This is a genomic window from Aeromonas sp. s2 (assembly GCF_040907935.1).
In the GTDB taxonomy this organism is placed as follows: Bacteria; Pseudomonadota; Gammaproteobacteria; order Enterobacterales; family Aeromonadaceae; genus Aeromonas; species Aeromonas dhakensis.
Window position 1 is genome coordinate 22038 of record NZ_JBFOCR010000009.1, and the last position, 26172, is coordinate 48209.

The window sequence follows — 26172 nt, forward strand, 5'->3', positions numbered from 1 at the left end:
CCATAAAAAACCGGCCACAAGGGCCGGTTTTTGTTTGCGTCGCAGACTTAGCCCAGACGAACCCGGGCATTGCGGAACATCCGCATCCAGGCGCCATCCTCGCCCCAGTTGTCCGGGCGCCAGGAGTTGGCCACGGTGCGGAACACCCGCTCCGGATGCGGCATCATGATGGTGGCGCGTCCGTCGGTGGTGGTCACGGCGGTGATACCGTTCGGCGAGCCGTTCGGGTTGGCAGGATACTGCTCGGTCACCTGACCACGGTTGTCCACGAAACGCAGCCCCACCAGGCCGCTGGCTTGCAACGACGCCAGGTGGGCGGCATCGCGCACCTCTACCCGCCCTTCCCCGTGGGAGACGGCGATCGGCATCATGGAGCCTGCCATGCCGGCGAAGAAGGCGGACGGGGAGTCCTGCACTTCCACCAGGCTGAAGCGGGCCTCGAAGCGCTCGGAGCGGTTGCGCACGAAGCGCGGCCACAGATCGGCGCCCGGGATCAGCTCGCGCAGGTTGGACATCATCTGGCAGCCGTTGCACACCCCCAGAGAGAGCGTATCGCCGCGCTCGAAGAAGCGCTGGAACTGCTCGCGGGCCCCCTCGTTGAACAGGATGGACTTGGCCCAGCCTTCGCCCGCCCCCAGCACGTCGCCGTAGGAGAAGCCGCCACAGGCCACCAGGGTCTGGAACTGCTCCAGCTTGATACGGCCTTCGAGGATGTCGCTCATATGCACGTCGACGGCGGTGAAGCCGGCACGGTCAAACGCCGCCGCCATCTCCACGTGGGAGTTGACCCCCTGCTCGCGCAGCACCGCCAGACGGGGAGAGACCCCGCGGGCAATGTAGGGTGCCGCCACGTCCTCGGCCGGGTTGTAGCTGAGCCTGGCCTGCAGACCCGGATCGGCTGCGTCCTGACGGGCGGCATGCTCCTGATCCGCGCACTCGGGGTTGTCGCGCAGGCGCTGCATCTGCCAGCTGGTCTCGCCCCAGATGGTGCGCAGGGCAGTGCGGCTGGCGCGATAGACCTCCTGACCGGCCCGCTGCAGGGTGATGAGATCCCCCTCGCGCACCGTGCCGAGCACGTGGGAGCAGGCCGCCAGACCGTGACCGGCCAGCAGGGTCATCACCGCCTCCTTGTCCTCACGACGCACCTGGATGACGGCGCCCAGCTCTTCGTTGAACAGCGCAGGCAGCAGGTCGCCGCCGATGCGATCCAGTTGCAGGTCGAGGCCACAGTGACCGGCGAAGGCCATCTCCACCAGGGTGACGAAGAGGCCGCCGTCGGAGCGGTCGTGATAGGCGATCAGCTTGCGATCGGCCACCAGCGCCTGAATGGCGTTGAAGAAGCCCTTGAGCTGAACCGGGTTGTCCAGATCCGGCGCCTTGTCACCCAGCTGGCGATAGACCTGGGCCAGGGCGGAGGCGCCGAGGCGCTGCTTGCCGTTGCCAAGGTCGATGAGGATCAGGTCGGTTTCACCAAGATCGCTGCGCAGTTGCGGGGTCACGGTGTTGCGCACGTCCTCCACCCGGGCAAAGGCGGAGATGAGCAGGGAGAGCGGTGAGGTGACGCTTTGCTCCTTGCCATCCTGCTGCCAGCGAGTCTTCATGGACATGGAGTCCTTGCCCACCGGAATGGTGATGCCAAGGGCCGGGCAGAGCTCCTCGCCCACCGCCTTGACCGCCTCGTAGAGACCGGCATCTTCCCCCGGGTGACCGGCTGCGGCCATCCAGTTGGCGGAGAGCTTGACCCGCTTGAGCGACCCGATGTGGGCCGGCGCCAGGTTGGTCAGGGCCTCGGCCACCGCCATACGGGCGGAAGCGGCGTGGGAGAGCAGCGCCACCGGGGTGCGCTCGCCCATGGACATGGCTTCACCGTGGTAGCTGTCGTAGGTGGCGGCGGTGACGGCGCAGTCGGCCACCGGGATCTGCCAGGGGCCGACCATCTGGTCGCGGTTGACCAGACCGGTCACGCTGCGATCGCCGATGGTGATGAGGAAGGATTTCTCCGCCACGGTGGGCAGACGCAATACCCGCTCGGCGGCGTCGCCGAGGGTGATGCCATCCAGTTGCAGTGCCTTGCCCTGGGCGGGCAGGCTCGCTACGTCGCGGTGCATCTTGGGGGTCTTGCCCAGCAGCACGTCCAGCGGCAGATCGATGGGGTGATTGTCAAAGTGCTGGTCGGAGAGGGTCAGGTGTTTCTCTTCGGTGGCGCTGCCGATGACGGCATAGGGTGCACGCTCACGCTCGCACAGCGCCTTGAACAGCGGCAGCTTCTCTTTGGCCACCGCCAGTACGTAACGCTCCTGGGATTCGTTGCACCAGATCTCCAGCGGGCTCATGCCCGGCTCGTCGTTCGGAATGGCGCGCAGGTCGAAACGACCACCGCGATCGCCGTCGCTCACCAGCTCCGGCATGGCGTTGGAGAGGCCACCGGCCCCCACGTCGTGAATGAAGACGATGGGGTTGTCGTCCCCCAGCTGCCAGCAGCGATCGATCACCTCCTGGCAGCGGCGCTCCATCTCGGGGTTGTCACGCTGCACCGAGGCAAAGTCGAGATCTTCCGCCGACTGACCGGAGGCCATGGAGGATGCAGCGCCGCCGCCCAGACCGATGTTCATGGCCGGGCCACCCAACACGATAAGGGCCGCCCCGACCGGGATCTCCCCTTTCTGGACGTGTTCGCTGCGGATGTTGCCGATGCCGCCCGCCAGCATGATGGGTTTGTGGTAGCCACGCACCTCGACGCCGTTGTGGCTCGGCACCTCCTCTTCGAAGGTACGGAAGTAACCGAGAATGGCCGGACGGCCGAACTCGTTGTTGAAGGCGGCGCCGCCAAGCGGCCCCTCCTGCATGATGTCAAAGGCGCTGACGATGCGGCTCGGCTTGCCGAAATCCTGCTCCCAGGGCTGTTCGAAACCGGGGATGCGCAGGTTGGAGACGGAGAAGCCCACCAGGCCCGCCTTGGGCTTGGCGCCACGGCCTGTCGCACCCTCGTCGCGGATTTCGCCGCCGGAGCCGGTAGCGGCGCCCGGGAAGGGGGAGATGGCGGTCGGGTGGTTGTGGGTCTCCACCTTCATCAGGATGTCGACCTGCTCTTGGTGGTACTGGTATTCGCCGTTGGCGGGGCTCGGGAAGAAGCGGCCACCCTGGCTCCCTTCCATCACGGCGGCGTTGTCTTTATAGGCAGACAGGACATGATCCGGCGTCTGCTCGAAGGTGTTCTTGATCATCTTGAACAGCGACTTGGGCTGCTGCTCACCGTCGATGGTCCAGTCGGCGTTGAAGATCTTGTGGCGGCAGTGCTCGGAGTTTGCCTGGGCAAACATGTAGAGCTCGATGTCGTTGGGATTGCGACCCAGCCGGGTGAAGTTCTCCACCAGATAGTCGATTTCGTCGTCGGCCAGCGCCAGACCCAGTGCCACGTTGGCCTCGGCCAGGGCGGCGCGGCCACCGGCCAGCACATCCACCTGGGTGAAGGGGCGCGGCTCCTGATGGGCAAACAGGGCGGCGGCCTCGTTCATCTCGCCAAACACCGTCTCCATCATGCGGTCGTGCAGCACGGCGGCCACGTCGGCGCGCTGGGCGGCGCTCAGCTCACCCTTGGCCTGCACGTAGTAGGCGATGCCGCGCTCGAGCCGCTTGACCTGGGTCAGGCCGCAGTTGTGGGCGATGTCGGTTGCTTTGGAAGACCAGGGGGAGATAGTGCCGGGGCGGGGGGTAACGAGAAACAGCTGACCGCTGGGGGTGTGTTCGGGGATTGTCGGGCCGTAGCGCAGGAGCTGGCCCAAGGTCGCTCGCTCCGGGGGCGACAGCGGGCTCGAGAGCTCGGCGAAGTGCACATATTCGGCATAGACATCCTCTATCTCTACTCCTCTCTCCTGTTTCATCTGCGCGAAGCGTTGCAGCAGTTTTTGGACACGAAACTCAGACAGTGCGGGGGCACCACGCAAGATATCCATATGACCTTTCTCACCAAGTGTTGAAGTGGGGGGGAATTGAGACGCGCGTATTATAGGGATCAGGCCGACGGCGGACAAACGTTTTTCTTGTTTTGCCAAGTGTGACTCGGTCCACACTCTCTGGTATAAAGGTGCCTCTTTTTTGACAAATGCCGATTTTTTCAACAAGGGTACTCACCTACTTGCGCTGCATTTTTCGACTGTTTATCGGGCTGATGTTGCTGCTGACCCTGGTCGGTTGCGACTTCTACACCCCCTCCAGCCAGCTGGAGCAGATCCGCCAGCGGGGCGAGATCCGGGTTGGCACCATCTACGGCCCCACCTCTTATTACCAGCGTGACGACACCGCCCAGGGGTTCGATTACGAGCTGGCGAGAAGCTATGCCGACTGGCTGGGGGTCAAGCTGACCATAGTGCCTGTCTACTCCACCGCCGAGCTGGTGGATCTGCTCAAGAAGGGCAAGCTCGATCTGGCCGCGGCCGCCATCGTCATCACCCCGGAGCGGCGCCAGCTGTTTCGCTTCGGCCCCGGCTTCTACCAGGTCTCGCCCAAGCTGGTCTATCGCAACGGCTCCCCCAAGCCCAAGGACATCGGCGATCTCAAGGGCAACATAGTGGTGCCTGCCGGCTCCACCGGGGAGGATCTGCTCAAGGAGCTGGCCAAGCAGCACCCCAACCTCAAGTGGAGCACCAACCGGGATGCCGACGTGGAGGAGCTGCTCAAACAGGTGGCCGACGGCAAGATTGACTACACGGTGGTGCAGGATACCGTGCTGGCCCGTACCCAGCGCTACTACCCCGAGCTCACCGAGGGGATGACGCTCGCCAAGAACCAGACCGTGGCCTGGGCCATGACCAAGCTGCCGGACGACAGCCTCTACGCCAGCATCATCGACTTCTTCGGCCAGCGCTTCATGGATGGCGCCATCGCCAAGCTCGACGAGAAGTACTTCGGCCACGTGCAGAATTTCGACTTCGTCGACACCCGCACCTTCCTGCAGCGGGCCAAGAGTCTGCTGCCCAAGTACCAGGATCTGTTCAAGACCCACGCCAAGCTGGTGGACTGGCGCCTGCTGGCCGCCATCAGCTATCAGGAGTCCCACTGGGATCCGGAGGCCCGTTCCTACACAGGGGTGCGTGGCATGATGATGCTGACCGAGCCCACCGCCAAGGCGATGGGGGTCAACAACCGGCTGCACCCGGAGGAGAGCATCAAGGGGGGCGCCCGTTATCTCGAGCAGATGATGGCAAAGGTGCCCGCCTCGGTGCCCGATGACGAGAAGGTGTGGTTTGCCCTCACCGCCTACAACATCGGCTACGGCCACATGATGGATGCCCGCCGCCTGACCAAGGAGCTCGGCAAGAACCCGGACGCCTGGAGCGACGTGAAAGAGGTACTGCCGCTGCTGCAGCAGTCGCGCTGGCATCGCAAGGTGCGCTACGGCTATGCCCGTGGCGGCGAGGCGCGCAACTACGTCAACAACGTGCGCCAGTACTACCAGAGCCTGCTCTGGCTCGACAACGAGCAGCAGAAAGCCCATCGCCGCGAAGAGCTGGATGAGGATGACAGCAGCGAGCCGACCAGCGCCGAACGTCCCACCGTCATTGCCGAAGTGGTCAAGCAGATCACCCTGCGCTGATCCCTGTTGACAGGTTTGTTTTTCGGGTGGTTTCTCTGTTACCATCCGACCACACCGGAGCCTATCCGAATCTGTTTTTATCGCGCCATTTCATCCACTTGCACTCGGATGACAGCACGTTCAGATAGGCTCCCATCATCACCCAAGGCCGGGATGGCCACCCCATGGGAGGAGACCAAGATGCGAGCTCGCAGAAGAACGACACTGGTCAAGAAGACAAGGTGCGGCTGGAGCCCCAGACGCAAGCTCAAGCTCAACGAGATCAAACGCAAGATATGGCGCCGAAACCGCTCCTTCACCTTGCTGATAGCAGAGCACACAGCATAAACCCGGCATTAGCCGGGTTTTTTATTGCCTCAATTTTCCGTCAGCGGGCTCACCTCGAAGAGCACTGCCCGCTTCGACACCAGGCTGTTGCAGTGGTTGCAGAAGTAATCCACCGCGCCGCAGGCCTTGAGCCGCTCCAGCTCCTGCCGGCAGGTCGGGCAGAGCGCCCGGATCTGGTAACGGGCCTGGCACTGACCACAGGTGGTCTCACGGCTGCGGCTGTCCAGCTCGCCCTGGCAGGCAGGGCAGACAAGTTGACTCATGGTTGGCTCCTTGCAAAGTGAATGTGCACTGGGCGGCCCCACTGCACATTCCCCTCCCCTTCAATAGACCACTAGAAAAACGGCTGCCGGTGAGGGCAGCCGCTGGACCTTATTTCTTGGCTTTGGCCTTGAGCAGGCGCTTGCGCTGGCGCTCCTGGCTCAGGGTCAGGGTGTTCTTCTTGCCCTCGAACGGGTTGACCGACTCCTGGAACTCGACTCGAACCGGCGTCCCCATGATTTTCAACGACTTGCGGAAGTAGTTGATGAGGTAGCGCTTGTAGGAGTCCGGCAGGTCGTTGAGCTGGTTGCCGTGGATCACGATGCGCGGCGGGTTGTAGCCACCGGCGTGGGCGTACTTCAGCTTGACCCGGCGACCGTTCACCATGGGCGGCTGGTGGTCTTCCTGCGCCATCTGCATGATGCGGGTCAGCATGGCGGTGCTGGTACGGCGGGTGGCGGACTGGTAGGCCTCCTGGATGGATTCGAACAGGTGGCCGACGCCGCTGCCGTGCAGGGCGGAGATGAAGTGCACGCGGGCGAAGTCGATGAAGCCCAGACGACGATCGAGCTCGTTCTTGACGTCCTCTTTCACCTTCTGATCCAGACCGTCCCACTTGTTCACTACCAGCACCACGGAGCGGCCGGTGTTGAGCACGAAACCGAGGATGCTGAGATCCTGATCGGTGATGGTCTCCTGGGCGTCGATCACCAGCAGGCAGACGTTGGCATCTTCAATCGCCTTGAGGGTCTTGATGACGGAGAACTTCTCCACCGTCTCGTGCACCTTGCCGCGACGACGCACGCCGGCGGTGTCGATGATGACGTACTTCTGCTCGTCGCGCTCCATCGGGATGTAGACGGAGTCGCGGGTGGTGCCCGGCATGTCATAGACGATGACCCGATCTTCACCCAGCATGCGGTTGGTCAGGGTCGACTTGCCAACGTTGGGACGACCGACGATGGCGAACTTGATGGGCAAGTCGGCGAACGGGGTCTCCTTGGTGTCTTCCTTGGTGTCGAGTTCACCGGCGGCCACCATGCGCAGCAGGGCCTCTTCGTCGAAGTCTTCCTCTTCTTCATCCAGCTCGTCTTCTTCGCCGGCGGCTTCGACCAGGGTCTCCAGATGGGGGGCCAGCGCCAGCTCGAGCAAGCTCAGTACGCCACGACCGTGGGCGGCCGCCATCTGGTAGACCTCGCCCAGGGCCAGACCGTAGAACTCGGAGACGGCGGAGTCACCGTCGATGCCGTCGGTCTTGTTGGCCACCAGAAACACCTTCTTGTGGGTCTTGCGCAGGTGCTCGGCGATGGCCTGATCCGCCGCGGTCAGACCGGCACGGGCATCCACCATGAACAGCACCACATCGGCCTCTTCGATGGCCAGCAGGGACTGCTCGGCCATCTTCAGCTCGATCCCCTCTTCGGTGCCGTCGATACCACCGGTATCCACCACGATAAATTCCAGCTCGCCCAGCTTCGCCTGGCCATATTTGCGGTCCCGGGTCAGACCGGGGAAGTCGGCCACCAGGGCGTCCCGGGTACGGGTCAGGCGGTTAAACAGGGTGGATTTCCCCACGTTGGGGCGGCCCACCAGGGCTACTACAGGAGTCATAAAAGCCTCATTCTCAAGACGACAAAGGCTCCGGGTCCGAAGACCAGGAGCCGGATATTCACATTATCGGGCGATCAGGGACGCTTGACAGCGTACAGCTTGCCGCCACGGCTCTGCACATACAGGGTGTCACCGTCCACCAAGGGGGCGGCGTACAGACCACTGCTGTCGAGCTGCTGCATGGCCTTGATGGACCCGTCGGTCCGATCCAGCCAATACAGGTAACCTTCCACATCGCCGACCACCACATAGTCACCCATGATGACGGGGGCGGTCACGGTGCGGTTTTCCAGCTGGGTGTTGGACCACAGCTCGAGACCGTTGCGACGGTCGACCGCAAACAGATGGCTGCGGCTGTCGGTCAGCACGATGGCATTGCCGGTCACCGCCATGTCGCGGTAGCCGGAATACTTGCGCTTCCACACTTCGTCACCGCTCATCAGCTTGCGCGCCATCAACTGGCCATTATACGCGATGGCATAGAGCTCATCGCCGGCGATGAGCGGCGTGGCATCCACGTCCACCATGCGGTCGAGCTCGGTGGCGCCGCGCGGGTCGGCCACCTTGGACTGGCGCACCGGCTGGCCGTTGCTCAGCAGGGCGATGCCCACCTTGCCATCGGCGCGGCCGTACAGCACGGCGCCGTTGGTGATGATGGGGGCACCGGCGCTGCGCAGGGTCAGCGGCGGCTGCTCTTCCGCCAGGGTCCACTGCAGCTTGCCCTCGTCGGTATCAAGCGCCACCAGGCGACCCGAGGTGGTCAGTACCACCACCCGGCCATCCTCGACGGCGGGGCTCGCCACCACTTCACCCGGTACCGTGGTCTGCCACAGCACTTCCCCGTTCTCTTCGTTCAGGGCGTAGACCACCCCGTTCTCGGAGCCCAGGAACAGCTTGCCGTAGCGGGAAACCAGGCCACCGGAGAGGCGGGCGCTGCGCTTGTCGGCGTTGATTGGCAGATCCGCCAGATCGACGCTCCACAGCTCCTTGCCGCTTTCGCGGTCAAAGGCGGTGACGTCACCGTCGCGGGCCGCCGCATAGATGCGCTCCTCTTCCACCACCGGCTTGAGCTGGGAGTAGAAGTCACCGATGCCGTCACCCACCGAGGAGGACCAGGCGGTATCGGCGGTGAACGCGGACTCGACCTTGGGCAGCGGAGCCATGGGGTTGAGATCCTCTTCCGAACTGAACAGGGAGCAACCCTGCAGGGCGAAGGAGACCGCAGCCCCCAACGCCACCATCTTGAACAGATTACGCATCCGGAGCCTCACCCGTGGTCACCGCTGGCAACGCCAGATCGTCCATCTTCAGCTTGAGCTCGGCGCTGCTCTGCAGACCGCCGGCATCGGCCGCCGCCTGATAGGCATCGCGAGCCTCTTCGCTCTTGCCCTGCTTTTGCAGGATGTCGCCGCGCACTTCGGCCACCTGGGCCTTGAAGGCGTCGTTGTTGATCTTGCCAAGCTGGGCCAGCGCTTCATCGGCCTTGCCCTGATCGTTCAGCACCCGGGCCAGACGCAAAGCAGCGATGGGACGAATGCTCTCGTCACCGCTGGTGGCAACCTGGGTCAGCTGCTCGGCCGCCAGATCCAGCTTGTCCGCCTTGACCGCGGCCGCCGCCAGTTGCAGCGCCGCCAGCTCGGCGTAGGAGTCGCCCTTGTGGGCGCTGATGAAGCTTTGTGCCTGCTCGAAGCCGGCCGCGTCACCCTTGGCCAGCTGGGCGCTCATCTCGTTGTAAGCCAGGGAGGCGGCTTCCTGGGTGGTCTGCTGATGCTCGTTGTAGTAGCGCCAGCCAAAGAGTCCAACCAGACCGATAACAGTTCCTGCGATCACCGAGGTTCCGTTCTCTTTCCACCAGTTCTTGATGACCTCAACCTGTTGTTCTTCGGTGGTATAAACTTCCACAGCTTACTCTCCTTTCGCTGCCAGCAGGGCAATGGCGGCGTCGACCGTGACGGTCTGTTGCTCGGCCTGGCCACGCAGATATTTGATGGTGATCTCCCCGTTTTGTACCTCGGTCTCGCCAAGGATCAGGGCAATGGCCGCGCCGCTCTTGTCGGCACGCTTGAGTTGTTTCTTGAAGTTGCCGCCGCCGCAGTGGCTCATCAGGCGCAAATCAGGCAGGGCATCACGCAGCCGCTCGGCCAGCTGGAAACCGGCCTGTTCAGTGCCCTCACCCACCATGCAGAGATAGACATCCACCGCCGGGCGGATGTCGGCATTGAGTTCGAGGGTTTCCAGCATCAGCACCAGACGCTCCATGCCCATGGCAAAGCCCACCGCCGGGGTCGGCTGACCGCCCAGCTGCTCCACCAGACCGTCGTAGCGGCCACCGGCACAGACGGTGCCCTGGGCACCCAGGCTGTTGGTGACCCACTCGAACACGGTGAGGTTGTAGTAGTCGAGGCCGCGCACCAGACGCTCGTTTACCTCGTACTTGATGCCGGCAGACTCGAGCAGGCGCTTGAGCCCCTCGAAGTGGGCCAGGCTCTCTTCGCCCAGGTGATCGAACAGACGCGGCGCGCCCACCAGGATGGCTTGTACCTTCTCGTCCTTGGAGTCGAGCACCCGCAACGGGTTGCTGTACATGCGACGCTGGCTCTCTTCGTCCAGCTCGCTCTTGTACTGCTCCAGGTAGGCGACCAGCGCATCGCGATAGGCGGCACGCTCGGCAATCTGACCGAGGGTATTGAGCTGCAGGGTCACGTGTTCGCTGATGCCGAACAGACGCCACAGACGGTGGGTCAGCATGATGAGCTCGGCATCGATGTCCGGCCCGTTGATGCCAAACAACTCGACCCCGAACTGGTGGAACTGGCGATAACGGCCCTTCTGGGGGCGCTCGTGACGGAACATGGGGCCCATGTACCACATCCGGCGTTCCTGGTTGTAAAGCAGACCGTGCTCGATACCGGCACGCACGCAGCTGGCGGTCCCTTCCGGACGCAGGCTCAGGCTGTCGCCGTTGCGGTCTTCAAAGGTGTACATCTCTTTTTCGACCACGTCGGTCACTTCACCGATGGCGCGCTTGAACAGATGGGTCTGCTCGACAATCGGCATGCGCACTTCGCTGTAGCCATAGCTGGCCACGACCTGGCGCAGGATCTGTTCTACTTTCTGCCATACCGGGCTCTGCTCCGGCAGGCAATCATTCATACCGCGAATAGCTTGGATCTGTTTTGCCACGTTGATACTCGAGAAAAAGAGGTAAAATTTGGCCGCATTATAGGGATTTTCGACCCCGAGGTAAAATCAGGGTATTCCAATGCGGGATGTAAAATCAGCAACCTAAAGACAGGGCCACCCTGAGTGGCCCTTGGTTGCTCAACCCTCGTCCACCTGGATCTGGTTGGCCGGATCCAGCATGGCGGCCCGGGCGCGAATGCGGCGCTCCAGGGTCGGAATGAGATCCTTGTTGTCGAGCCGGTCGACCCGCTGACCACCCTCGTAGAAGGCGCTCTTGTTGGCCGCGCCGGCAAGGCCCAGATCGGAGACCAGCGCCTCCCCCGGACCGTTCACCACGCAGCCGATGATGGAGACATCCATCGGAGTGATGATGTCTTCGAGCCGCTCTTCCAGCGCATTGACGGTGCCGATGACGTCGAACTCCTGGCGGGAGCAGGAGGGACAGGCGATGAAGTTGATGCCGCGGGAACGGATGCGCAGGGACTTGAGGATATCAAAGCCCACCTTGATCTCTTCCACCGGATCGGCCGCCAGCGAGATGCGCAGGGTGTCACCGATGCCTTCACTCAGCAGCATGCCAAGACCGATGGCAGACTTCACCGCGCCGGCGCGAAAACCGCCCGCCTCTGTGATGCCCAGATGCAGCGGCTGTTCGATCTGCTTGGCCAGCAGGCGATAGGCGCCGACCGCCAGGAAGACGTCGGAGGCCTTGACGCTCACCTTGAAGTTGTCGAAGTTCAGGCGATCCAGATAATCCACGTGGCGCATGGCTGACTCGAGCAGCGCCTCGGGGGTGGGTTCGCCATATTTTTCCTGGATGTCCCGCTCCAGCGAGCCGCCGTTGACGCCGATGCGGATCGGGATGTTGTAGTGGCGGGCACAGTCCACCACGGCGCGGACCCGCTCCTCGTTGCCGATATTGCCCGGGTTGATGCGCAGGCAATCGGCGCCGTATTCGGCCACTTTGAGGGCGATGCGGTAGTCGAAGTGGATGTCGGCCACGATGGGGATGCGGGTCTGCTGCTTGATGAGCTTGAATGCTTCCGCCGCCTCCATGGTGGGGACGGAGACCCGGACGATGTCGGCACCGACCCGCTCGATCCGCTGGATCTGCTCGACGGTGGCGGCCACGTCCGTGGTCTTGGTGTTGGTCATGGTCTGTACCGTGATGGGGGCATCGCCCCCGACCGGTACGTTGCCGACCATGATCTGCCTGGATTTACGACGAATGATGGGAGATTCGTGAGCGGACATGGCGGACAGATTACTCCTGCGGCAGTGAGAGGCGAGCAGTCCGGCCGTTGTTGTAACGGCTCATGTCGATGGACTTGCCCTTGTATTCGATATTGATGGCCATGGGCGCACCAATGATGAATTTGAGCGGCTCGGGTCCTTCCAGTACCAGTTCGTCATTGGCCTTCTTGAGGCCGCTGAACAGGGTCTTGCCATTGGCATCCTTGACGTCCAGCCAGCAGTCGGCGGTGAAGCTCATCTTGAGCTGGGGCACCTTGGCAGGCTCGCTCGCGGCGGTGTCGTCAGCCGGTTGCGTGGCGGTGGCGGCAGACGTCTCGGCAGTGGTGGTCGCCACGGAGCTGCTGGCATCCTCCGGCAGAGTGGTTGCAGCGGCATCGCTCACCACGGGGGTTACGGCAGCATCTGCGGCGGCGGAAGTGGCAGGAGCCAGTACCGGCTCGGCAACATCGACGGCCGGGGTAGCGTTTGGCGTATTGGTGTTGCGGGCTGCGCCCATTTCGGTCGCGGCCAGGGCCTCATCACCGGCGGAGCGACGCGCCGTGCTCTGCCACCACCAGACGACGGAGAGGGCGATCAGCACCAGGATCACCAGCCAGGTCACCACCTTGAGGCGACTGTCATTGGCCTGCTGGCGGGAGCGGCGGGAGAAGCTCTGCATGTCGATGTTGTCGGGCGGCGTCAGGCCCAGCTTGTCATAAGCGGCGAGGATGGTCTCTTCCGGAATACCGACCAGCTTGGCATAGGTACGCAGATAGCCGCGGATGAAAGTATGGGAGGTATGTTTGTCATACGTATCCGATTCGATCGCGGCAATCAGGGTCAGACGAAGGTGAATGCGGGACGCAACCTGTTCTCGCGTCCAGCCGAGCTGTTCACGGGCGTTGCGCAGCAGCTGGCCTGGGCCAACTGCCTGGGAGTCGTCTTGGAAATCGTGTGGCTGTTCAGTAGTCATTGGCTAAGTAACGCTTGGCTTGTTGCGAAGTGGGATATTGCCTTACCAGCTCAGTCCCGAATTGGTGAAGTAGTGCCGGTTTGTCCATGGCCTGCGCCAGCCGCAATCTCAACCAGAGACTGTTCTCGTTCTCGTCCGATACATCGGCAAAACGGGCGAGATAGGCCTGCACATCAGGCAGCTTGCCATCTTTCATGGAAAGCTCCGCCATGTCCAGCAATAACCTTGGATTGCGGGGATTATACCCCAAGGCCAAGCGATAGTACTCGCTTGCTTTATCATTTCTGCGATTTTGCGCGGCGCAAAGTGCCGCGTTTTCATAGGTATCGGCGATCTTGATGTAGTTCGGCTGGCTGACGGCCTGCAGGAAGGCTTTCTCAGCCTCGTCGAAACGACCGCGATTGCAAAGGAAGGCGCCATAGTTGTTCATCGCGTCAGCATTGGACGGATCCACGGCAAGGGCTTTCTGGTAACTGGCTTCGGCTGCCTTGTAATCTTGCACCTGCTGGTAGAAGTAGGCAAAACCGATGTAAACCTGAGGATTGGCGGCGTCGTACTGGAGGGCGCGATCAAGGTTGAACTTGGCCTGCTCGGCGTTGCCCTGCTGCAGATACTGGATGCCCAAATCCAGACGGGTCTGGGCTGCCGCCTTGAGGTCGGGACCGACCTCACGCTGGGTGGAATTCTGGCCAGCGTAAGTGGTCTCGGTAACACAGCCTGGCAGCGCACAGAGCGCTGCCACTACGATCAATGTACGTGTATCCATTCCCTGACTATACAATGGCTTAGCAAGTTAAACCATTTTGACGGAAATCCCATCCTGTTGCATCCGATTTTTCATGGTGCGCTTGGTGCGATCGATCACCTCCCCCACCAGCTGACCGCAGGCGGCATCGATGTCGTCACCACGGGTCTTGCGGACAATGACGGTGAAGCCGTACTCCATCAGAACCTTGGAGAAACGGTCGATGCGACTGTTGCTCGGCTTGCCGTAAGGGTTGCCCGGGAAGGGGTTGAACGGGATCAGGTTGATCTTGCTCGGGGTGTCCTTGAGCACCTTGGCCAGTTCGTGGGCATGCTGCATGTCGTCATTGATGTGATCGAGCAGCACATACTCCACCGTGACCCGGCCGCCGTTGGCGTTGGACTTGCCGAGGTAGCGACGCACACCGGCCAGGAAGGCTTCGATGTTGTACTTGTCGTTGATCGGCATGATCTCGGAGCGCAGTTTGTCGTTGGGAGCGTGCAGGGAGATGGCCAGCGCCACGTCGATCTGGTCGCCCAGCATGTCCAGTGCGGGCACCACGCCGGAGGTGGAGATGGTGACCCGGCGCTTGGAGATGCCGTAGCCGTAGTCATCCATCATCAGGCGCATGGCCGGTACCACGTTGGCGAGGTTGAGCAACGGCTCGCCCATGCCCATCATCACCACGTTGGTGATGGGACGCTTGCCGCCGACGATCTTGGCGGCGCGCCACACCTGACCGATGATCTCGGAGACTTTCAGGTTGCGGTTGAAGCCCTGCTGGGCGGTGGAGCAGAACTTGCACTCCAGGGCGCAGCCCACCTGGGAGGAGACACACAGGGTCGCCCGATCGTCCTCGGGGATGTAGACGGTCTCCACCTCCTGGCCGCCAACCTGCAGCGCCCACTTGATGGTGCCGTCGGAGGAGCGCTGTTCGCGGCTCACTTCCGGCGCCCGGATCTCGGCGATCTCCTTGAGACGCTCGCGCAGCACCTTGTTGACGTTGTTCATCTGATCGAAATCATCACAACCAAAGTGATAAATCCACTTCATTACCTGATCTGCCCGGAACGGCTTCTCGCCCAGTTCGACGAAGAAGGCACGCATGGCATCCCGATCGAGATCCAGCAGGTTGGTTTTTGTTTCGCTCATCAAGGGCCTCAGCTCACACACTTCATAAATTATCGGCTGACCTACGTCAGGGGGCGGCATTGTACAAATTATGGGTCCGGCTTTCCACCTGGAGAATAAGGGGATATTGGCCGAATGACCAAAAAACAAAAGGGAGCCGAGGCTCCCTTGAGATTCTGCTGACGAAAATCAACCGCGCGGGCAGATCTCGGCGTCAGAGAAGAAGTAGGCGATTTCACGAGCGGCAGAGGCCGGCGCATCGGAACCGTGCACGGCGTTGCGATCGATGCTCTCGGCGTAGCAGGCGCGCAGGGTGCCGGCCAGGGCCTCTTTCGGGTTGGTGGCGCCCATGATTTCACGGTGACGACGGATGGCTTCTTCGCCTTCCAGCACCTGGATCATGACGGGGCCGGAGGTCATGAAGCTGACCAGACCATCATAGAAAGGCTTGCCCTGGTGCTCGGCGTAGAAACCGGCGGCTTGTTCGCTGCTCATGTGCAGCATCTTGGCGGCGATGACTTTCAGGCCAGCGCTCTCGAAACGGTTGTAGATGGCACCGATCAGGTTCTTGCTGACGGCGTCCGGCTTGATGATGGAGAAGGTACGTTCGATGGCCATTGAGATCTTTCCTTAACTACAGAGATTTATTGTTAGAATCCATGTTCGGCGGCGATTATACGTAAACAAAAACCGAAATAACACACAGAAAAGCAACTTTTTATTAAACAATTCCATCCCTAAAACAACATCACCACTCATCTTGGCCCAGGCCGGCAGGAAAAAATGTGTGCTTGCGCACGATCACCATGCTAACCCCCTGAAACATTGGCTATTGCCCATCTTCTGCAATATGGGAAAGGGCACCCTCAGGTGCCCTTGATGTGGTCCTCTCAGCGGGTCTCCGCCAACAGGGTGTGGGCGATGGTGCGCATCCCCAGGGTATTGGCCCCCGGTGCCCACAGATTGTCGCCGTTGTCGCTGAAGCAGGCAGCGAGATCCACGTGCAACCAGCCTCGCCCTTCGTTGCCCACGAAGCGGGAGAGGAATCCGGCCGCATTGGAGGCGCCGCCCGGGCCACCGCCCGGCACGGGACGGCTGTTGGCAGTGTCGGCATAGTGGGACGGACACTGCTGGCTGTGCCAGGGCTCCAGCGGCAGCGGCCAGGCAGGCTCCTGCTCCGCATCCGCATAGGCCATGGCGCGGCTCACCAGCCCCTTGTCGAGGCCAAACAGCGCGTTGTAGCGTCCACCCAGCGCCATCACCGCCGCGCCGGTCAAGGTGGCAGCGTCGATGACCAGCGGCGCGCCGGATTCGCCGGCCAGTTGCAGACCGTCGGCCAGCACCAGGCGCCCCTCGGCGTCGGTGTTGACTATCTCCACCGTGGTGCCGTTCTTGTAGGTGAGGATGTCACCCAGCTTGTAGGCGTGACCCGAAACCAGGTTCTCGGCGCAGCAGAGGATGAGCTTCACCCGCTTGTCGAGGCCGCGCAGGATGGCCAGCGCCAGCGCGCCGGTGACGATGGCGGCGCCCCCCATGTCGTGCTTCATGGTCAGCATGCCCTGGGAGGTCTTCATGGAGTAGCCGCCGGAGTCGAAGGTGATCCCCTTGCCCACCAGGGCCGCGGCCACCGGTGCCTTGGGATCCCGGCCTGGGTTGAAGTCCAGCTCCAGCATCACGGGCTCGCGCTCGCTGCCACGACCGACCTGGTAGAGACCGACCCAGCCCGCCTGTTGCAGCGCCTCCCCTTTGAGGATGCGATGGCTGATCTTGTCGGGGGCCAGCTCGGTGAGGAAGGCGGCGGCTTCGACCGCCAGCTCCAGCGGCCCCAACTGTTCGGGGGTAGCATTGGTCATCTCTCGCACCCAGCGCCCGCACAGCCAGCGCGCCTCCAGCTCCTCCCGGTCCTCCTCGGACGAGGTAGCCCACTGCAGCGCCACCTCCGCCTTGGGCGTCTGCAGCCCCTGGGCAAAGGCCCATTGCTGCTCGCGCTCCCAGTGACCGGCCAGCACCACCTGCTGGATCCCCTGGCTGCACAGGCGCCGCGCCGCCTGCTGGATGTCCAGCAAGGGGGTGGTGGTCACCAGATGGATCACCATGCCATCGGCGCGGTGAGAGAGCAGCGCCCCCTCCCCCCACTCGGCCGGCGCAAATTCTCGGCTCAACCAGACGTTCATGCGCCCACCTCCTGCAACCAGCGGGCAATGGTACGCAGACCGTGGCCCTTGGCACCGGTCGCCCACAGATCGTTGCCCGATTTTTGATAGGAGGCGGCCAGGTCCAGGTGTACCCAACCCTTGCCTTCGTCACGCACGAAGCGCGACAGGAAGGCGGCTGCCGTGGTGGCACCGGCGGTGCCTTCGGCGGATGCCACGTTCCCCAGCTCGGCAAAGGCAGAGGTGAGCTGGCCCGCGTGCCAGGGCTCCAGCGGCAGCGCCCAGGCCTGCTCGTTTTCGGCTTTGGCGGCCGCCAGCGCGCGCGCCTGCTCGGCCTCATCGAGGGCAAACACGGCATTGTAGTCGCGACCCAGCGCAGTCTTGGCGGCGCCGGTCAGGGTAGCGGCGTCGAGGATGTAGGCTGCCCCGCTTTCGCTGGCGGCCAGCAGGCCATCGGCCAGCACCAGACGGCCTTCCGCGTCGGTGTTCTGGATCTCGACCGAGATGCCGTTGCGATAGGTGAGGATGTCGCCGAGCTTGAAGGCGTGGCCGGAGACCAGGTTCTCGGCGCAGCAGAGGATCAGCTTGACCCGTTTGTCGAGGCCACGGCTGATGGCCAGCGCCAGCGCGCCGGTCACCATGGCGGCGCCCCCCATGTCGGATTTCATCGGCAGCATGTTGTCGGAGGACTTCATGGAGTAGCCGCCGGAATCGAAGGTGATCCCCTTGCCCACCAGGGCCGCCAGCACGGGAGCGTTGGCATCCCCGGTCGGGTTGTAGTCGAGCTCGAGCAGCACCGGCTCGCGCTCGCTGCCACGGCCCACCGACCAGATCCCGATGTGACCGGCCTCCTGCAGCGCCTCCCCGGCGGTAATGCGGGCGGTCACCTTGTCACCGGCGAGGCTGCGAATGAGCAGCAGGGCGGACTCCGCCAGGCTCATGGGATAGATCTCCTGCGGGCAGCCGTTGGTCACCTCGCGCACCCAGCGGGCCGCCTTGAGCAGGGCCGCCAGCTCGCCGGCTTCCTTGTCGCTCTGCTCACCAAAGTCGAGCTCGCGCACCCCCTTGGCGGCATAGAAGCCCTGGGCGAAGGCGTAGCGACGCTCCCGATCCCAGCCCTCACCCACCAGCTTGACGCGCTTGATGCCGCTCGACTCGAGGCGTCTGGCCCCGCGCTGGATAGCGCGCAGCGCCTCCTTCTCCTGGCCGCCGCTGCCCAGATGGAGATGGGCTTCGTCGCCGTTGAAACTGAGCAGGGCACCCTCGCCCCAGTGGGCGGCGGCAGCCTGGGAAGACAACCGTACGTTCATCATGTCAGCCATGTTCTCTTGCTTCCTTTTTATTGGCACTTTCATCAACGAATAGGGAGATCGCGGGCACAAAAAAGGCCGCGCCCTCAAGGGTCACGGCCTTCACCATATCATTACTGCACCACGAGATGCTGCACGCGCAATTCACTCATGTGTAATTAAGGGGTCATCAGTGGCGCTCAGACGCCAGATTCAGGGTGTACTTGGGCAGTTCCACCACCAGATCCTCGTCCGCCAGTCTGGCCTGGCAGCTGAGACGGGATTCCGGCTCCAGTCCCCACGCCTTGTCCAGCATGTCGTCTTCCAGCTCGTCGCTCGGCTCGAGGGAGTCGAACCCTTCCCGCACCACACAGTGGCAGGTGGTGCAGGCGCAGGACTTCTCGCAAGCGTGTTCGATCTCGATGCCGTTGCGCAGCGCGATGTCCAGAATGGTTTCACCGGTCGCGCCTTCGAGGGCCGCGCCGTCCGGACAGAGCTCGGGATGGGGCAGAATAATCAGTTTTGGCATATTACACCTTGTTGACGTTTTGTCCGGTCAGCACCTTGCGGATGGAGGCATCCATCCGACGGGCTGCAAATTCGCCACTGGCAGCGTCCGCCGCCTCGATGGCCTCTTTGATCTGGTTGGTGGTACCCGAGCTGCGCATGGTCAGCAGATGATTGATCGCAGCATCCAGCTCGGCCCGCTCGGCGGTGCTCAACAGCGCCTCGCCATCGGCGGCCAGCGCGGCGTTGAGGCTCTCGACCACCCGGTCGGCCTCGACCTGCTGCTCCGCCAGCATGCGGGCGTCCATGTCCTGCTGGGCATTGGCGATGGAGGCGCTCAGCATGTTGAGGATGTCGTCCTCACCCAATCCGTAGGAGGGCTTGACCTGGATCTCGGCCTGCACGCCGGAGGATTTCTCCATGGCGCTGACCGACAGCAGACCGTCCGCATCCACCTGGAAGGTGACGCGAATGTGGGCCGCCCCCGCCGCCATGGGCGGAATGCCGGTCAGGGTGAAGCGGGCCAAGGATCGGCAATCGGCCACCAGCTCGCGCTCGCCCTGCACCACGTGGATCGCCATCGCTGTCTGGCCATCCTTGAAGGTGGTGAACTCCTGGGCGCGGGCCACCGGAATGGTGGTGTTGCGCGGGATCACCTTCTCGGCGAGGCCCCCCATGGTCTCAAGACCAAGAGAGAGCGGAATGACGTCCAGCAGCAGCATCTCGGCATCGGGCTTGTTGCCCACCAGGATGTCGGCCTGGATGGCGGCACCGATGGCCACCACCTTGTCGGGGTCGATGCTGGTCAGTGGCGTGCGTTGGAAGAACTCCCCCACCAGCTCGCGCACCAGCGGCACCCGGGTCGAACCGCCGACCATCACCACTTCCAGCACCTCTTCCTGTTCGAGACCCGCATCGCGCAGGGCGCGGCGACAGGCCAGCAGAGTGCGCTTGACCAGTGGCTGGATCAGCTCGTCAAACTGGCTGCGGGTGACGGAGCCCTGCCAGCCGGCAAAGGCGCAGGCAACGGCATCGGCATCGGTCAGGCCGTGCTTGACGGCGGCGGCGGCGTCCAGCAGCTCGCGCTGGGTACGGGCATCGAGCTGACCGGACAACCCGGCTTGCTCTTTGAGCCAGTCCGCCAGCAGGTGATCGAAATCATCGCCGCCGAGGGCCGAGTCGCCGCCAGTGGCCATCACCTCAAACACCCCTCGATGCAAACGCAGAATGGAGATATCGAAGGTACCGCCACCCAGGTCATAGACGGCGATCACCCCTTCCTGACCGGAGTCGAGGCCATAGGCGATGGCGGCGGCGGTCGGTTCATTGAGCAGACGCAGCACGTGCAGACCGGCCAGTCTGGCCGCATCCTTGGTGCCCTGGCGCTGGGCGTCGTCGAAATAGGCGGGCACTGTGATCACCACGCCGTCGAGATCGCCACCCAGGGCGGCGGCGCCCCGCTCGGCCAGTTTTTTGAGGATCTCGGCCGAGACCTGCACCGGGTTGACCAACCCCTGACGGGTCTGCAGCTGCGGCATGCCGTTGTCGGCCGCCACGAATTCGTAGGGCTGCTGGCGGGTATCGATGTCGGCCAGCGCCTTGCCCATCATCCGCTTGGCGGAGACGATGGTGTTGTGCGGGTCGAGGGCTGCCTCGCGCTTGGCATCGAAGCCGACCCGGATGGTATCGGCCTGGTAATGCACGACGGAGGGCAGCAGATCACGCCCCTGCTCGTCACAGAGGGTGTCGGCCTGACCGCTGCGCACGGCGGCGACCAGCGAGTTGGTGGTGCCAAGGTCGATGCCGACGGCACGCTTGTGCTGATGAGGTGCGGCGCTCTGGCCGGGCTCGGCGATTTGCAGTAATGCCATGGGTAATCAAACTTCCAGCGTTAAAGGATCAAGACTCGAACAGGGAGTCTTCGAATCGTTCCAGCTCCTCGAGGAGCTTGTCGACAAACTTGAGCTTGCGAACGCAGTCAGCGGCCTTCTGATCATCGCCGGTGGCGAGGCTCAGGGTCAGCTGTTGCATCAACTGCTGGTGATCATGCCTGATCTCCTGGCGAAAATCCTTGATGGCCCGCTCAGGGTCGGCTTCGCCTTTCAGATCGGCCAGCCGCTCGCGCCACTCCAGTTGCTGCATCAGGAAGGCGGGATCTTGCAGCGTCTGCTGCTCGCCGCGGATATCGGTACCACGCAGGGAGAGCAGGTACTCGGCTCGGCGCAGGGGCGCCTTGAGGGTAGTGAAGGCATCGTTGATCTGGGCGGCACGTTGCACCGCGGCCAGCTGTTCCCGCTCGGGAGCCGTGGCAAAACGATCGGGATGGAACTGGGTTTGCAACTGACGGTAGGTATCCGCCAACTGACGGGTATCGAGCTCGAAGCCTTCCACCAGCCCAAACAGCTCGAAATGATTCATGCAGACCTCTTAGACCCTGATGCGACCGCCGTCCTGCTCGCCCTCGGCAAACGGGACGGCGTGGTTGAACTGGCCGTGGCCGGCCGGTTCAACACATGCGCAATCAGGTGTAGCAAACATCTCAGACACTGAAGCTTTCGCCGCAACCACACTCGCCCTTGGCGTTGGGGTTGTTGAACTGGAAGCCCTCGTTGAGGCCCTCCTTGACGAAGTCCAGCTGGGTACCATCCAGGTGGATCAGGCTCTTGGCATCGACGATGATCTTGACGCCGTCCTGCTCGAATACCTGATCTTCATCCGCCAGCTCGTCGACAAATTCGAGCACGTAGGCAAGACCGGAACAGCCTGTGGTCTTGACGCCGAGGCGCAGGCCGATGCCCTTGCCCCGGTTGGCCAGAAAAGAGGAAACCCGTGCCGCTGCGGCATCTGTCATGGTAATGGCCATACTGCGCTCCTGACCTTAGAGACCTTTCTTCTGCTTGTAATCGGCGATGGCGGCCTTGATGGCATCCTCGGCCAGAATGGAGCAGTGGATCTTCACCGGCGGCAGCGCCAGCTCTTCGGCGATGTCGGTGTTCTTGATGCCGGCTGCTTCGTCCAGGGTCTTGCCCTTGACCCACTCGGTCACCAGGGAGCTGGAGGCGATGGCGGAGCCACAACCATAGGTCTTGAACTTGGCATCTTCGATGATGCCGTCGTCGCTGATCTTCAGCTGCAGCTTCATCACGTCACCACAGGCCGGCGCACCGACCATGCCGGTAGCGATGCTGGGATCGTTCTTGTCGAAGCCACCTACGTTACGGGGGTTCTCGTAGTGGTCGATTACTTTTTCACTGTAAGCCATATCTAACTCCTGCTAATTCCGTTGTTCACCAAACACTTGCTCTCTTGGCAAGGATCAGTGATGAGCCCATTCGACCGTGTTCAGATCGACGCCGTCCTTGTACATCTCCCACAGGGGAGACATCTCGCGCAGACGACCGATGGAGTCACGGATAAGCTTGATTGCGTAATCAATCTCTTCTTCGGTGGTGAAGCGACCCATGCTGAAACGGATGGAGCTGTGCGCCAGCTCGTCGTTCAGGCCCAGGGCGCGCAGCACGTAGGAGGGCTCCAGGCTGGCCGAGGTACAGGCAGAACCGGAAGAGACCGCCAGATCCTTGAGCGCCATGATCAGGGATTCCCCTTCCACATAGGCGAAGCTGACGTTGAGGTTGCCCGGCACACGCTGTTCCAGGTCACCGTTGATGTAGACCTCTTCGATATCCTTGATGCCGTCCCACAGACGCTGACGCAGGGCCATGATGCGTTGACCTTCGCTCACCATCTCTTCTTTGGCGATACGGAAGGCTTCGCCCATGCCGACGATCTGGTGGGTCGGCAGGGTGCCGGAACGCATGCCGCGCTCGTGGCCACCACCGTGCATCTGGGCTTCCAGGCGCACACGCGGCTTGCGGCGCACGTAGAGAGCACCAATGCCTTTCGGGCCATATACCTTGTGAGCAGACATGGAGAGCAGGTCAACCTTGAGCGCTTCCACGTCCACCGGAATTTTACCCACGCTCTGTACTGCATCCACGTGCAGCAGGATCTTGCGGGAGCGGCACAGCTCGCCGATGGCAGCAATGTTCTGCACCACGCCGATCTCGTTGTTGACGTGCATGATGCTGACCAGGATGGTGTCATCGCGCAGGGCGCCTTCGATCTGCTCCAGAGTGAACAGGCCGTTGGGCATCGGCTCGAGGTAGGTCACCTCATAGCCTTCGCGCTCCAGCTGGCGGCAGGTATCCAGTACCGCCTTGTGTTCGGTCTTGGAGGTAACGATGTGCTTGCCCTTACCGGCGTAGAAGTGGGCGACGCCCTTGATGGCCAGGTTGTTGGACTCGGTGGCGCCGGAGGTGAAGACGATCTCGCGCGGGTCGGCACCGATCAGCTCTGCCACTTGATTACGGGCCAGGTCAACCGCCTCTTCGGCTTGCCAGCCGAAACGGTGGGAACGGGAAGCTGGATTGCCGAACAGGCCATCCATGGTGAGACACTGCATCATTTTTTCTGCGACACGCGGGTCCACCGGACAGGTTGCCGAATAATCAAGGTAAATAGGCAGTTTCATGTTTTTCTCCGTTACAGCCTGGGTCATACATCGACCGGCTGTGGAAAGCACGTTTGTTTATAGTTGGACTTTCAAGCTCACATCGCCGCGTTCTGCCCGATCAACCAGGGACAACACGGTTTTCATCTGTTCGTCTTGCTTGCCGGCAATGCGGCGCACATCCGCCTGATCAACCAGCTCGGCCAGGGTGATATCCCCCAGGAAGCTGGAGATCCGCTCGCTCAGGTCACGCCACAAGGAGTGAGTAAGACACTGGGTGCCGCCGTGGCAGCCGCCCTTGCCGAGGCACTTGGTGGCATCCACCGATTCATCCACCGCGGTGATCACCTGACCGACCGAGATGGCATTCGGGGCCAGACCGAGGCGATAGCCGCCACCGGGGCCACGCACGCTGCTTACCAGGCCATGCTTGCGCAGGCGGGCAAACAGTTGCTCCAGATAGGACAAGGAGATGCCCTGGCGCTCTGAAATATCAGCCAGGGGCACGGGCCCCTGCTCTGCATGCAACGCCACGTCGAGCATGGCAGTCACAGCGTAACGTCCTTTTGAGGTCAGTCTCATATGCCTTACCGTCTTGCGAACCAATCAATATGGGCATATGGTCACATACCCGACTAAATCAGTCAAGTATATGGTTGAGTAATTCAGTCGGGTTTAATCCTGCGACCTGGGTTTTTGCACCGAGGTCAGAATGCCGCGCAGAATGTTGAGCTCCACCGCCTCCGGACGCGCCCGGTTGAACAGGCGACGCAACTTGTTCATCACCTGACCCGGGTGGTCATCGGTGATGAAACCGGTCTTGAGCAGCGTCTGTTCCAGATGCTGATAAAAACCTTCCAGCTGTTCGGCACTGGGGTACTCCACTGCCATCCCGCTGTCGCCTGCTTGCTCTTGCCGCTGCAGCCAGTGCATGCGCACCTCATAGCAGAGGGTCTGCACCGCCATGGCCAGATTGAGGGAGCTGTACTCGGGATTGGCCGGGATGGCCACATGGTAGTGGCACTTTTGCAACTCGTCGTTGGTGAGGCCGGTACGTTCACGGCCAAACACCAGCGCCACCGGGTGCTGCATCCCCTCGGCCACCAGCTTCTCGCCCGCTTCGCGGGGATCCAGCATGGGCCAGCTCAGGGTGCGGGAACGTGCACTGGTGCCGATCACCAGGCCGCAGTCGGCGATGGCTTCATCCAGCGTCGCCACGACACGGGCATTGGCCAGGATGTCGCTGGCACCGGCGGCCAATGCATTGGCATTGCCATCAGGCAGGGCTTGTGGATCAACCAGCACCATCTGACTCAAGCCCATGGTCTTCATGGCGCGTGCCGCAGACCCCATGTTGCCGGTGTGAGAGGTGTTTACCAACACGATACGAATCTGATCCAACATGCCCAGTCAATCTTCAGTCAAAAATGGCGCGCAATTGTAACATAGCCAATCGCTATTTTGGCACCGTAAATGGCGCTCCATTTCACAACTATCGCGCCGGTTTGTAGAACAAAGCGGCATGAGGCGGGCATAAGGGCAGGCTAAACTTGGAGGATGGGAAGGTGAAAGAGAGGAGACCACATGTGCCCGCGCTGGCTTTATGAGAAGCTGCCGGCCTGCTATCTGCTGGCAGCCATCGGCATCATCGCTCTCAGCCACTCCCCGCTGCTCTGGCTGGCGGGAGGCCTGCTGTTTGTCGCCGGGGCCGCCAGCTGGATGATGCGCTCCAGCTATCGGCGCACCGATCTGGTCATCTTCCCAAACAAGGTCTGGCTGCAGCCGGAGTGGCTCTATGAGGCCCAACCTTTCCTCTGGCTGGTGCTGGGTCTGCTGTTGTCACGCCAGCAAGGCGCCGGAGCCCTGCTGGCGTTGCTGCCCTGCCTCTGGGCCCTGCGCTGCCTGTGGGCCCGCAACCACTATCGCCATCATGCCGAGGGGCTAGCCTCACAGCTGAGACGCCACCCCACCCGCCGGCGCAGAATGCGCCTCTTGCGCTGAGCTGGCTCTGGCCTGCTCGATAAAGGTGGCGAGATCCATCAGCGGATAGCGCACCAGGCTCGGCAACCCGTCCAGATCCAGGCTGTCCATCAGGTTTTTTACCTCCAGTCCCAGCTCGGTATTGCCTTCTATTTTCAGCTTGCGCTGGAAGAAGAGGGAATCGGGGTCTTCCTTGCGACCGGCGATCAGGATGAGATCGTTGCTGCTGCCGCTGAAGCAGACATCGGCCTGTTCACAGTGACGAGCCACCACCAGCTTGCCCTCCTGCTCGCTGATGAACCAGCAGAGCTCGAGATCCGATACCTCGACCTTGAGCCACTTGCCGGCCAGAAATGCAAAGTCGCCATCGGCGATGGCCTCCTTGAAGACGCTGGCGAGCAGGCGCTCCATCAGATGCTGTTGCAGGGCAAAGGGCACCAGCTTGAGGGGATGGCGCAAGAAGCGGGGGGCCTGTTCGACCAGGCGATGCTGCAGTTGTTTGAACACGATGAACTCCCAGTTTTTTGCGCATTCAAACACAGGGTCGGCGCCATGATCCTGTTGGAAATCAAACTTGTGCTCACTTACCTCAAGAAGGGTAAAGCCACACAAAGCTGCCTCAGGTCAAAAAGTGGAAGGACGCCGGTGAATACAATCGGGCCACTTTTTTGCATTT

The 26172-nt window shown here is 62.3% G+C and carries 25 protein-coding genes; 2 read left to right on the top strand and 23 right to left on the bottom strand.

What is annotated here, in order from left to right; all coding sequences use genetic code 11:
* Positions 1-47: 47 nt before the first annotated feature.
* Positions 48-3953, bottom strand: a complete 3906-nt coding sequence (gene purL / locus AB5Y81_RS05070) for a phosphoribosylformylglycinamidine synthase (protein WP_279484490.1) — start codon at positions 3951-3953, stop codon at positions 48-50.
* A gap of 149 nt (positions 3954-4102) precedes the next feature.
* Here purL and mltF point away from each other — a divergent pair, with 149 nt between their 5' ends.
* Positions 4103-5593 (top strand): membrane-bound lytic murein transglycosylase MltF, encoded by a 1491-nt coding sequence (mltF, locus tag AB5Y81_RS05075; RefSeq protein WP_043170957.1) that lies wholly within the window; start codon positions 4103-4105, stop codon positions 5591-5593.
* Between the two features lie 77 nt (positions 5594-5670).
* On the opposite strand, the gene AB5Y81_RS05080 is transcribed toward mltF, so the two are convergent.
* The 21 genes from AB5Y81_RS05080 to trmJ all read right to left on the bottom strand — a co-directional run bounded on the left by AB5Y81_RS05080 (position 5671) and on the right by trmJ (position 24920).
* The gene (locus AB5Y81_RS05080) at positions 5671-5859 is read right to left on the bottom strand and encodes a hypothetical protein (protein WP_326492475.1); all 189 of its coding nucleotides are present in this window, start codon (positions 5857-5859) and stop codon (positions 5671-5673) included.
* Between the two features lie 90 nt (positions 5860-5949).
* Positions 5950-6183, bottom strand: a complete 234-nt coding sequence (locus AB5Y81_RS05085) for a zinc ribbon domain-containing protein (RefSeq protein WP_010634287.1) — start codon at positions 6181-6183, stop codon at positions 5950-5952.
* Positions 6184-6292: 109 nt separating this feature from the next.
* Positions 6293-7792 carry a ribosome biogenesis GTPase Der gene (gene der, locus AB5Y81_RS05090; RefSeq protein WP_201988564.1) on the bottom strand — a complete coding sequence of 500 codons (1500 nt, stop codon included), beginning with the start codon at positions 7790-7792 and terminating at the stop codon, positions 6293-6295.
* Between the two features lie 74 nt (positions 7793-7866).
* Positions 7867-9051, bottom strand: coding sequence for an outer membrane protein assembly factor BamB (bamB, locus tag AB5Y81_RS05095; RefSeq protein WP_010634288.1), 1185 nt, complete (start codon positions 9049-9051; stop codon positions 7867-7869).
* A complete protein-coding gene (locus AB5Y81_RS05100) occupies positions 9044-9694 on the bottom strand; it encodes a tetratricopeptide repeat protein (RefSeq protein WP_279484491.1) in 651 nt (216 codons plus the stop codon). The genes bamB and AB5Y81_RS05100 overlap by 8 nt, the downstream gene beginning before the upstream one ends.
* 3 nt (positions 9695-9697) lie before the next feature.
* The gene (hisS, locus tag AB5Y81_RS05105; RefSeq protein WP_279484492.1) at positions 9698-10975 is read right to left on the bottom strand and encodes a histidine--tRNA ligase; all 1278 of its coding nucleotides are present in this window, start codon (positions 10973-10975) and stop codon (positions 9698-9700) included.
* 138 nt (positions 10976-11113) lie between these two features.
* Positions 11114-12229 carry a flavodoxin-dependent (E)-4-hydroxy-3-methylbut-2-enyl-diphosphate synthase gene (gene ispG, locus AB5Y81_RS05110; protein ID WP_010634291.1) on the bottom strand — a complete coding sequence of 372 codons (1116 nt, stop codon included), beginning with the start codon at positions 12227-12229 and terminating at the stop codon, positions 11114-11116.
* Between the two features lie 10 nt (positions 12230-12239).
* Entirely contained in the window at positions 12240-13181 is a 942-nt protein-coding gene (gene rodZ, locus AB5Y81_RS05115; protein ID WP_279484493.1) for a cytoskeleton protein RodZ, read from the bottom strand.
* Positions 13171-13962 (bottom strand): PilW family type IVa pilus biogenesis/stability lipoprotein TapF, encoded by a 792-nt coding sequence (gene tapF / locus AB5Y81_RS05120; protein WP_017765910.1) that lies wholly within the window; start codon positions 13960-13962, stop codon positions 13171-13173. The genes rodZ and tapF overlap by 11 nt, the downstream gene beginning before the upstream one ends.
* A 12-nt stretch (positions 13963-13974) precedes the next feature.
* On the bottom strand, positions 13975-15078 hold the full coding sequence (locus AB5Y81_RS05125) for a bifunctional tRNA (adenosine(37)-C2)-methyltransferase TrmG/ribosomal RNA large subunit methyltransferase RlmN (RefSeq protein ID WP_005299790.1): 1104 nt from the start codon (positions 15076-15078) through the stop codon (positions 13975-13977).
* 168 nt (positions 15079-15246) lie between these two features.
* Positions 15247-15675 (bottom strand): nucleoside-diphosphate kinase, encoded by a 429-nt coding sequence (gene ndk / locus AB5Y81_RS05130; protein ID WP_005299787.1) that lies wholly within the window; start codon positions 15673-15675, stop codon positions 15247-15249.
* A gap of 272 nt (positions 15676-15947) precedes the next feature.
* Positions 15948-17231: an aminopeptidase PepB gene (pepB, locus tag AB5Y81_RS05135; RefSeq protein WP_279484494.1), complete on the bottom strand. Its 1284-nt coding sequence runs from the start codon at positions 17229-17231 to the stop codon at positions 15948-15950.
* The gene (gene pepB, locus AB5Y81_RS05140) at positions 17228-18532 is read right to left on the bottom strand and encodes an aminopeptidase PepB (protein WP_368146573.1); all 1305 of its coding nucleotides are present in this window, start codon (positions 18530-18532) and stop codon (positions 17228-17230) included. The genes pepB (AB5Y81_RS05135) and pepB (AB5Y81_RS05140) overlap by 4 nt, the downstream gene beginning before the upstream one ends.
* Positions 18533-18689: 157 nt before the next feature.
* Positions 18690-19028: an ISC system 2Fe-2S type ferredoxin gene (fdx, locus tag AB5Y81_RS05145; protein WP_005299781.1), complete on the bottom strand. Its 339-nt coding sequence runs from the start codon at positions 19026-19028 to the stop codon at positions 18690-18692.
* Between the two features lies 1 nt (position 19029).
* Positions 19030-20877, bottom strand: coding sequence for a Fe-S protein assembly chaperone HscA (hscA, locus tag AB5Y81_RS05150; RefSeq protein ID WP_279484496.1), 1848 nt, complete (start codon positions 20875-20877; stop codon positions 19030-19032).
* A 28-nt stretch (positions 20878-20905) separates the two neighbouring features.
* Entirely contained in the window at positions 20906-21424 is a 519-nt protein-coding gene (gene hscB, locus AB5Y81_RS05155; protein ID WP_017780043.1) for a co-chaperone HscB, read from the bottom strand.
* A 121-nt stretch (positions 21425-21545) separates the two neighbouring features.
* Positions 21546-21869: an iron-sulfur cluster assembly protein IscA gene (gene iscA / locus AB5Y81_RS05160; RefSeq protein WP_005299772.1), complete on the bottom strand. Its 324-nt coding sequence runs from the start codon at positions 21867-21869 to the stop codon at positions 21546-21548.
* 15 nt (positions 21870-21884) lie between these two features.
* Positions 21885-22268 carry a Fe-S cluster assembly scaffold IscU gene (gene iscU, locus AB5Y81_RS05165; protein WP_005299770.1) on the bottom strand — a complete coding sequence of 128 codons (384 nt, stop codon included), beginning with the start codon at positions 22266-22268 and terminating at the stop codon, positions 21885-21887.
* Between the two features lie 54 nt (positions 22269-22322).
* Entirely contained in the window at positions 22323-23537 is a 1215-nt protein-coding gene (locus AB5Y81_RS05170; RefSeq protein WP_005299763.1) for an IscS subfamily cysteine desulfurase, read from the bottom strand.
* A gap of 57 nt (positions 23538-23594) precedes the next feature.
* The gene (iscR, locus tag AB5Y81_RS05175; protein WP_011705634.1) at positions 23595-24098 is read right to left on the bottom strand and encodes a Fe-S cluster assembly transcriptional regulator IscR; all 504 of its coding nucleotides are present in this window, start codon (positions 24096-24098) and stop codon (positions 23595-23597) included.
* Positions 24099-24191: 93 nt separating this feature from the next.
* Complete coding sequence (gene trmJ / locus AB5Y81_RS05180) at positions 24192-24920, bottom strand: tRNA (cytosine(32)/uridine(32)-2'-O)-methyltransferase TrmJ (protein ID WP_279484497.1); 729 nt, start codon at positions 24918-24920, stop codon at positions 24192-24194.
* 180 nt (positions 24921-25100) lie between these two features.
* Between trmJ and AB5Y81_RS05185 the strand changes: the two genes are divergently transcribed.
* Entirely contained in the window at positions 25101-25517 is a 417-nt protein-coding gene (locus AB5Y81_RS05185) for a hypothetical protein (RefSeq protein WP_010634300.1), read from the top strand.
* Here the strand turns inward: AB5Y81_RS05185 and AB5Y81_RS05190 are convergent.
* Positions 25464-26003: an SCP2 domain-containing protein gene (locus tag AB5Y81_RS05190; protein WP_025201837.1), complete on the bottom strand. Its 540-nt coding sequence runs from the start codon at positions 26001-26003 to the stop codon at positions 25464-25466. The two genes, AB5Y81_RS05185 and AB5Y81_RS05190, sit on opposite strands and share 54 nt — an antisense overlap.
* Between the last annotated feature and the right edge of the window lie 169 nt (positions 26004-26172).

Bases quoted from the DNA above. Each gene is read 5' to 3' on its own strand.
- fdx (WP_005299781.1), bottom strand. From the start codon at position 19,028: ATGCCAAAACTGATTATTCTGCCCCATCCCGAGCTCTGTCCGGACGGC.
- AB5Y81_RS05185 (WP_010634300.1), top strand. From the start codon at position 25,101: ATGTGCCCGCGCTGGCTTTATGAGAAGCTGCCGGCCTGCTATCTGCTG.
- iscA (WP_005299772.1), bottom strand. From the start codon at position 21,869: ATGGCCATTACCATGACAGATGCCGCAGCGGCACGGGTTTCCTCTTTT.
- hscB (WP_017780043.1), bottom strand. From the start codon at position 21,424: ATGAATCATTTCGAGCTGTTTGGGCTGGTGGAAGGCTTCGAGCTCGAT.
- AB5Y81_RS05170 (WP_005299763.1), bottom strand. From the start codon at position 23,537: ATGAAACTGCCTATTTACCTTGATTATTCGGCAACCTGTCCGGTGGAC.
- iscU (WP_005299770.1), bottom strand. From the start codon at position 22,268: ATGGCTTACAGTGAAAAAGTAATCGACCACTACGAGAACCCCCGTAAC.
- ndk (WP_005299787.1), bottom strand. From the start codon at position 15,675: ATGGCCATCGAACGTACCTTCTCCATCATCAAGCCGGACGCCGTCAGC.
- mltF (WP_043170957.1), top strand. From the start codon at position 4,103: ATGCCGATTTTTTCAACAAGGGTACTCACCTACTTGCGCTGCATTTTT.
- trmJ (WP_279484497.1), bottom strand. From the start codon at position 24,920: ATGTTGGATCAGATTCGTATCGTGTTGGTAAACACCTCTCACACCGGC.
- ispG (WP_010634291.1), bottom strand. From the start codon at position 12,229: ATGTCCGCTCACGAATCTCCCATCATTCGTCGTAAATCCAGGCAGATC.
- hscA (WP_279484496.1), bottom strand. From the start codon at position 20,877: ATGGCATTACTGCAAATCGCCGAGCCCGGCCAGAGCGCCGCACCTCAT.
- iscR (WP_011705634.1), bottom strand. From the start codon at position 24,098: ATGAGACTGACCTCAAAAGGACGTTACGCTGTGACTGCCATGCTCGAC.
- pepB (WP_368146573.1), bottom strand. From the start codon at position 18,532: ATGGCTGACATGATGAACGTACGGTTGTCTTCCCAGGCTGCCGCCGCC.
- der (WP_201988564.1), bottom strand. From the start codon at position 7,792: ATGACTCCTGTAGTAGCCCTGGTGGGCCGCCCCAACGTGGGGAAATCC.
- purL (WP_279484490.1), bottom strand. From the start codon at position 3,953: ATGGATATCTTGCGTGGTGCCCCCGCACTGTCTGAGTTTCGTGTCCAA.
- bamB (WP_010634288.1), bottom strand. From the start codon at position 9,051: ATGCGTAATCTGTTCAAGATGGTGGCGTTGGGGGCTGCGGTCTCCTTC.
- rodZ (WP_279484493.1), bottom strand. From the start codon at position 13,181: ATGACTACTGAACAGCCACACGATTTCCAAGACGACTCCCAGGCAGTT.
- AB5Y81_RS05085 (WP_010634287.1), bottom strand. From the start codon at position 6,183: ATGAGTCAACTTGTCTGCCCTGCCTGCCAGGGCGAGCTGGACAGCCGC.
- AB5Y81_RS05125 (WP_005299790.1), bottom strand. From the start codon at position 15,078: ATGAGCGAAACAAAAACCAACCTGCTGGATCTCGATCGGGATGCCATG.
- pepB (WP_279484494.1), bottom strand. From the start codon at position 17,231: ATGAACGTCTGGTTGAGCCGAGAATTTGCGCCGGCCGAGTGGGGGGAG.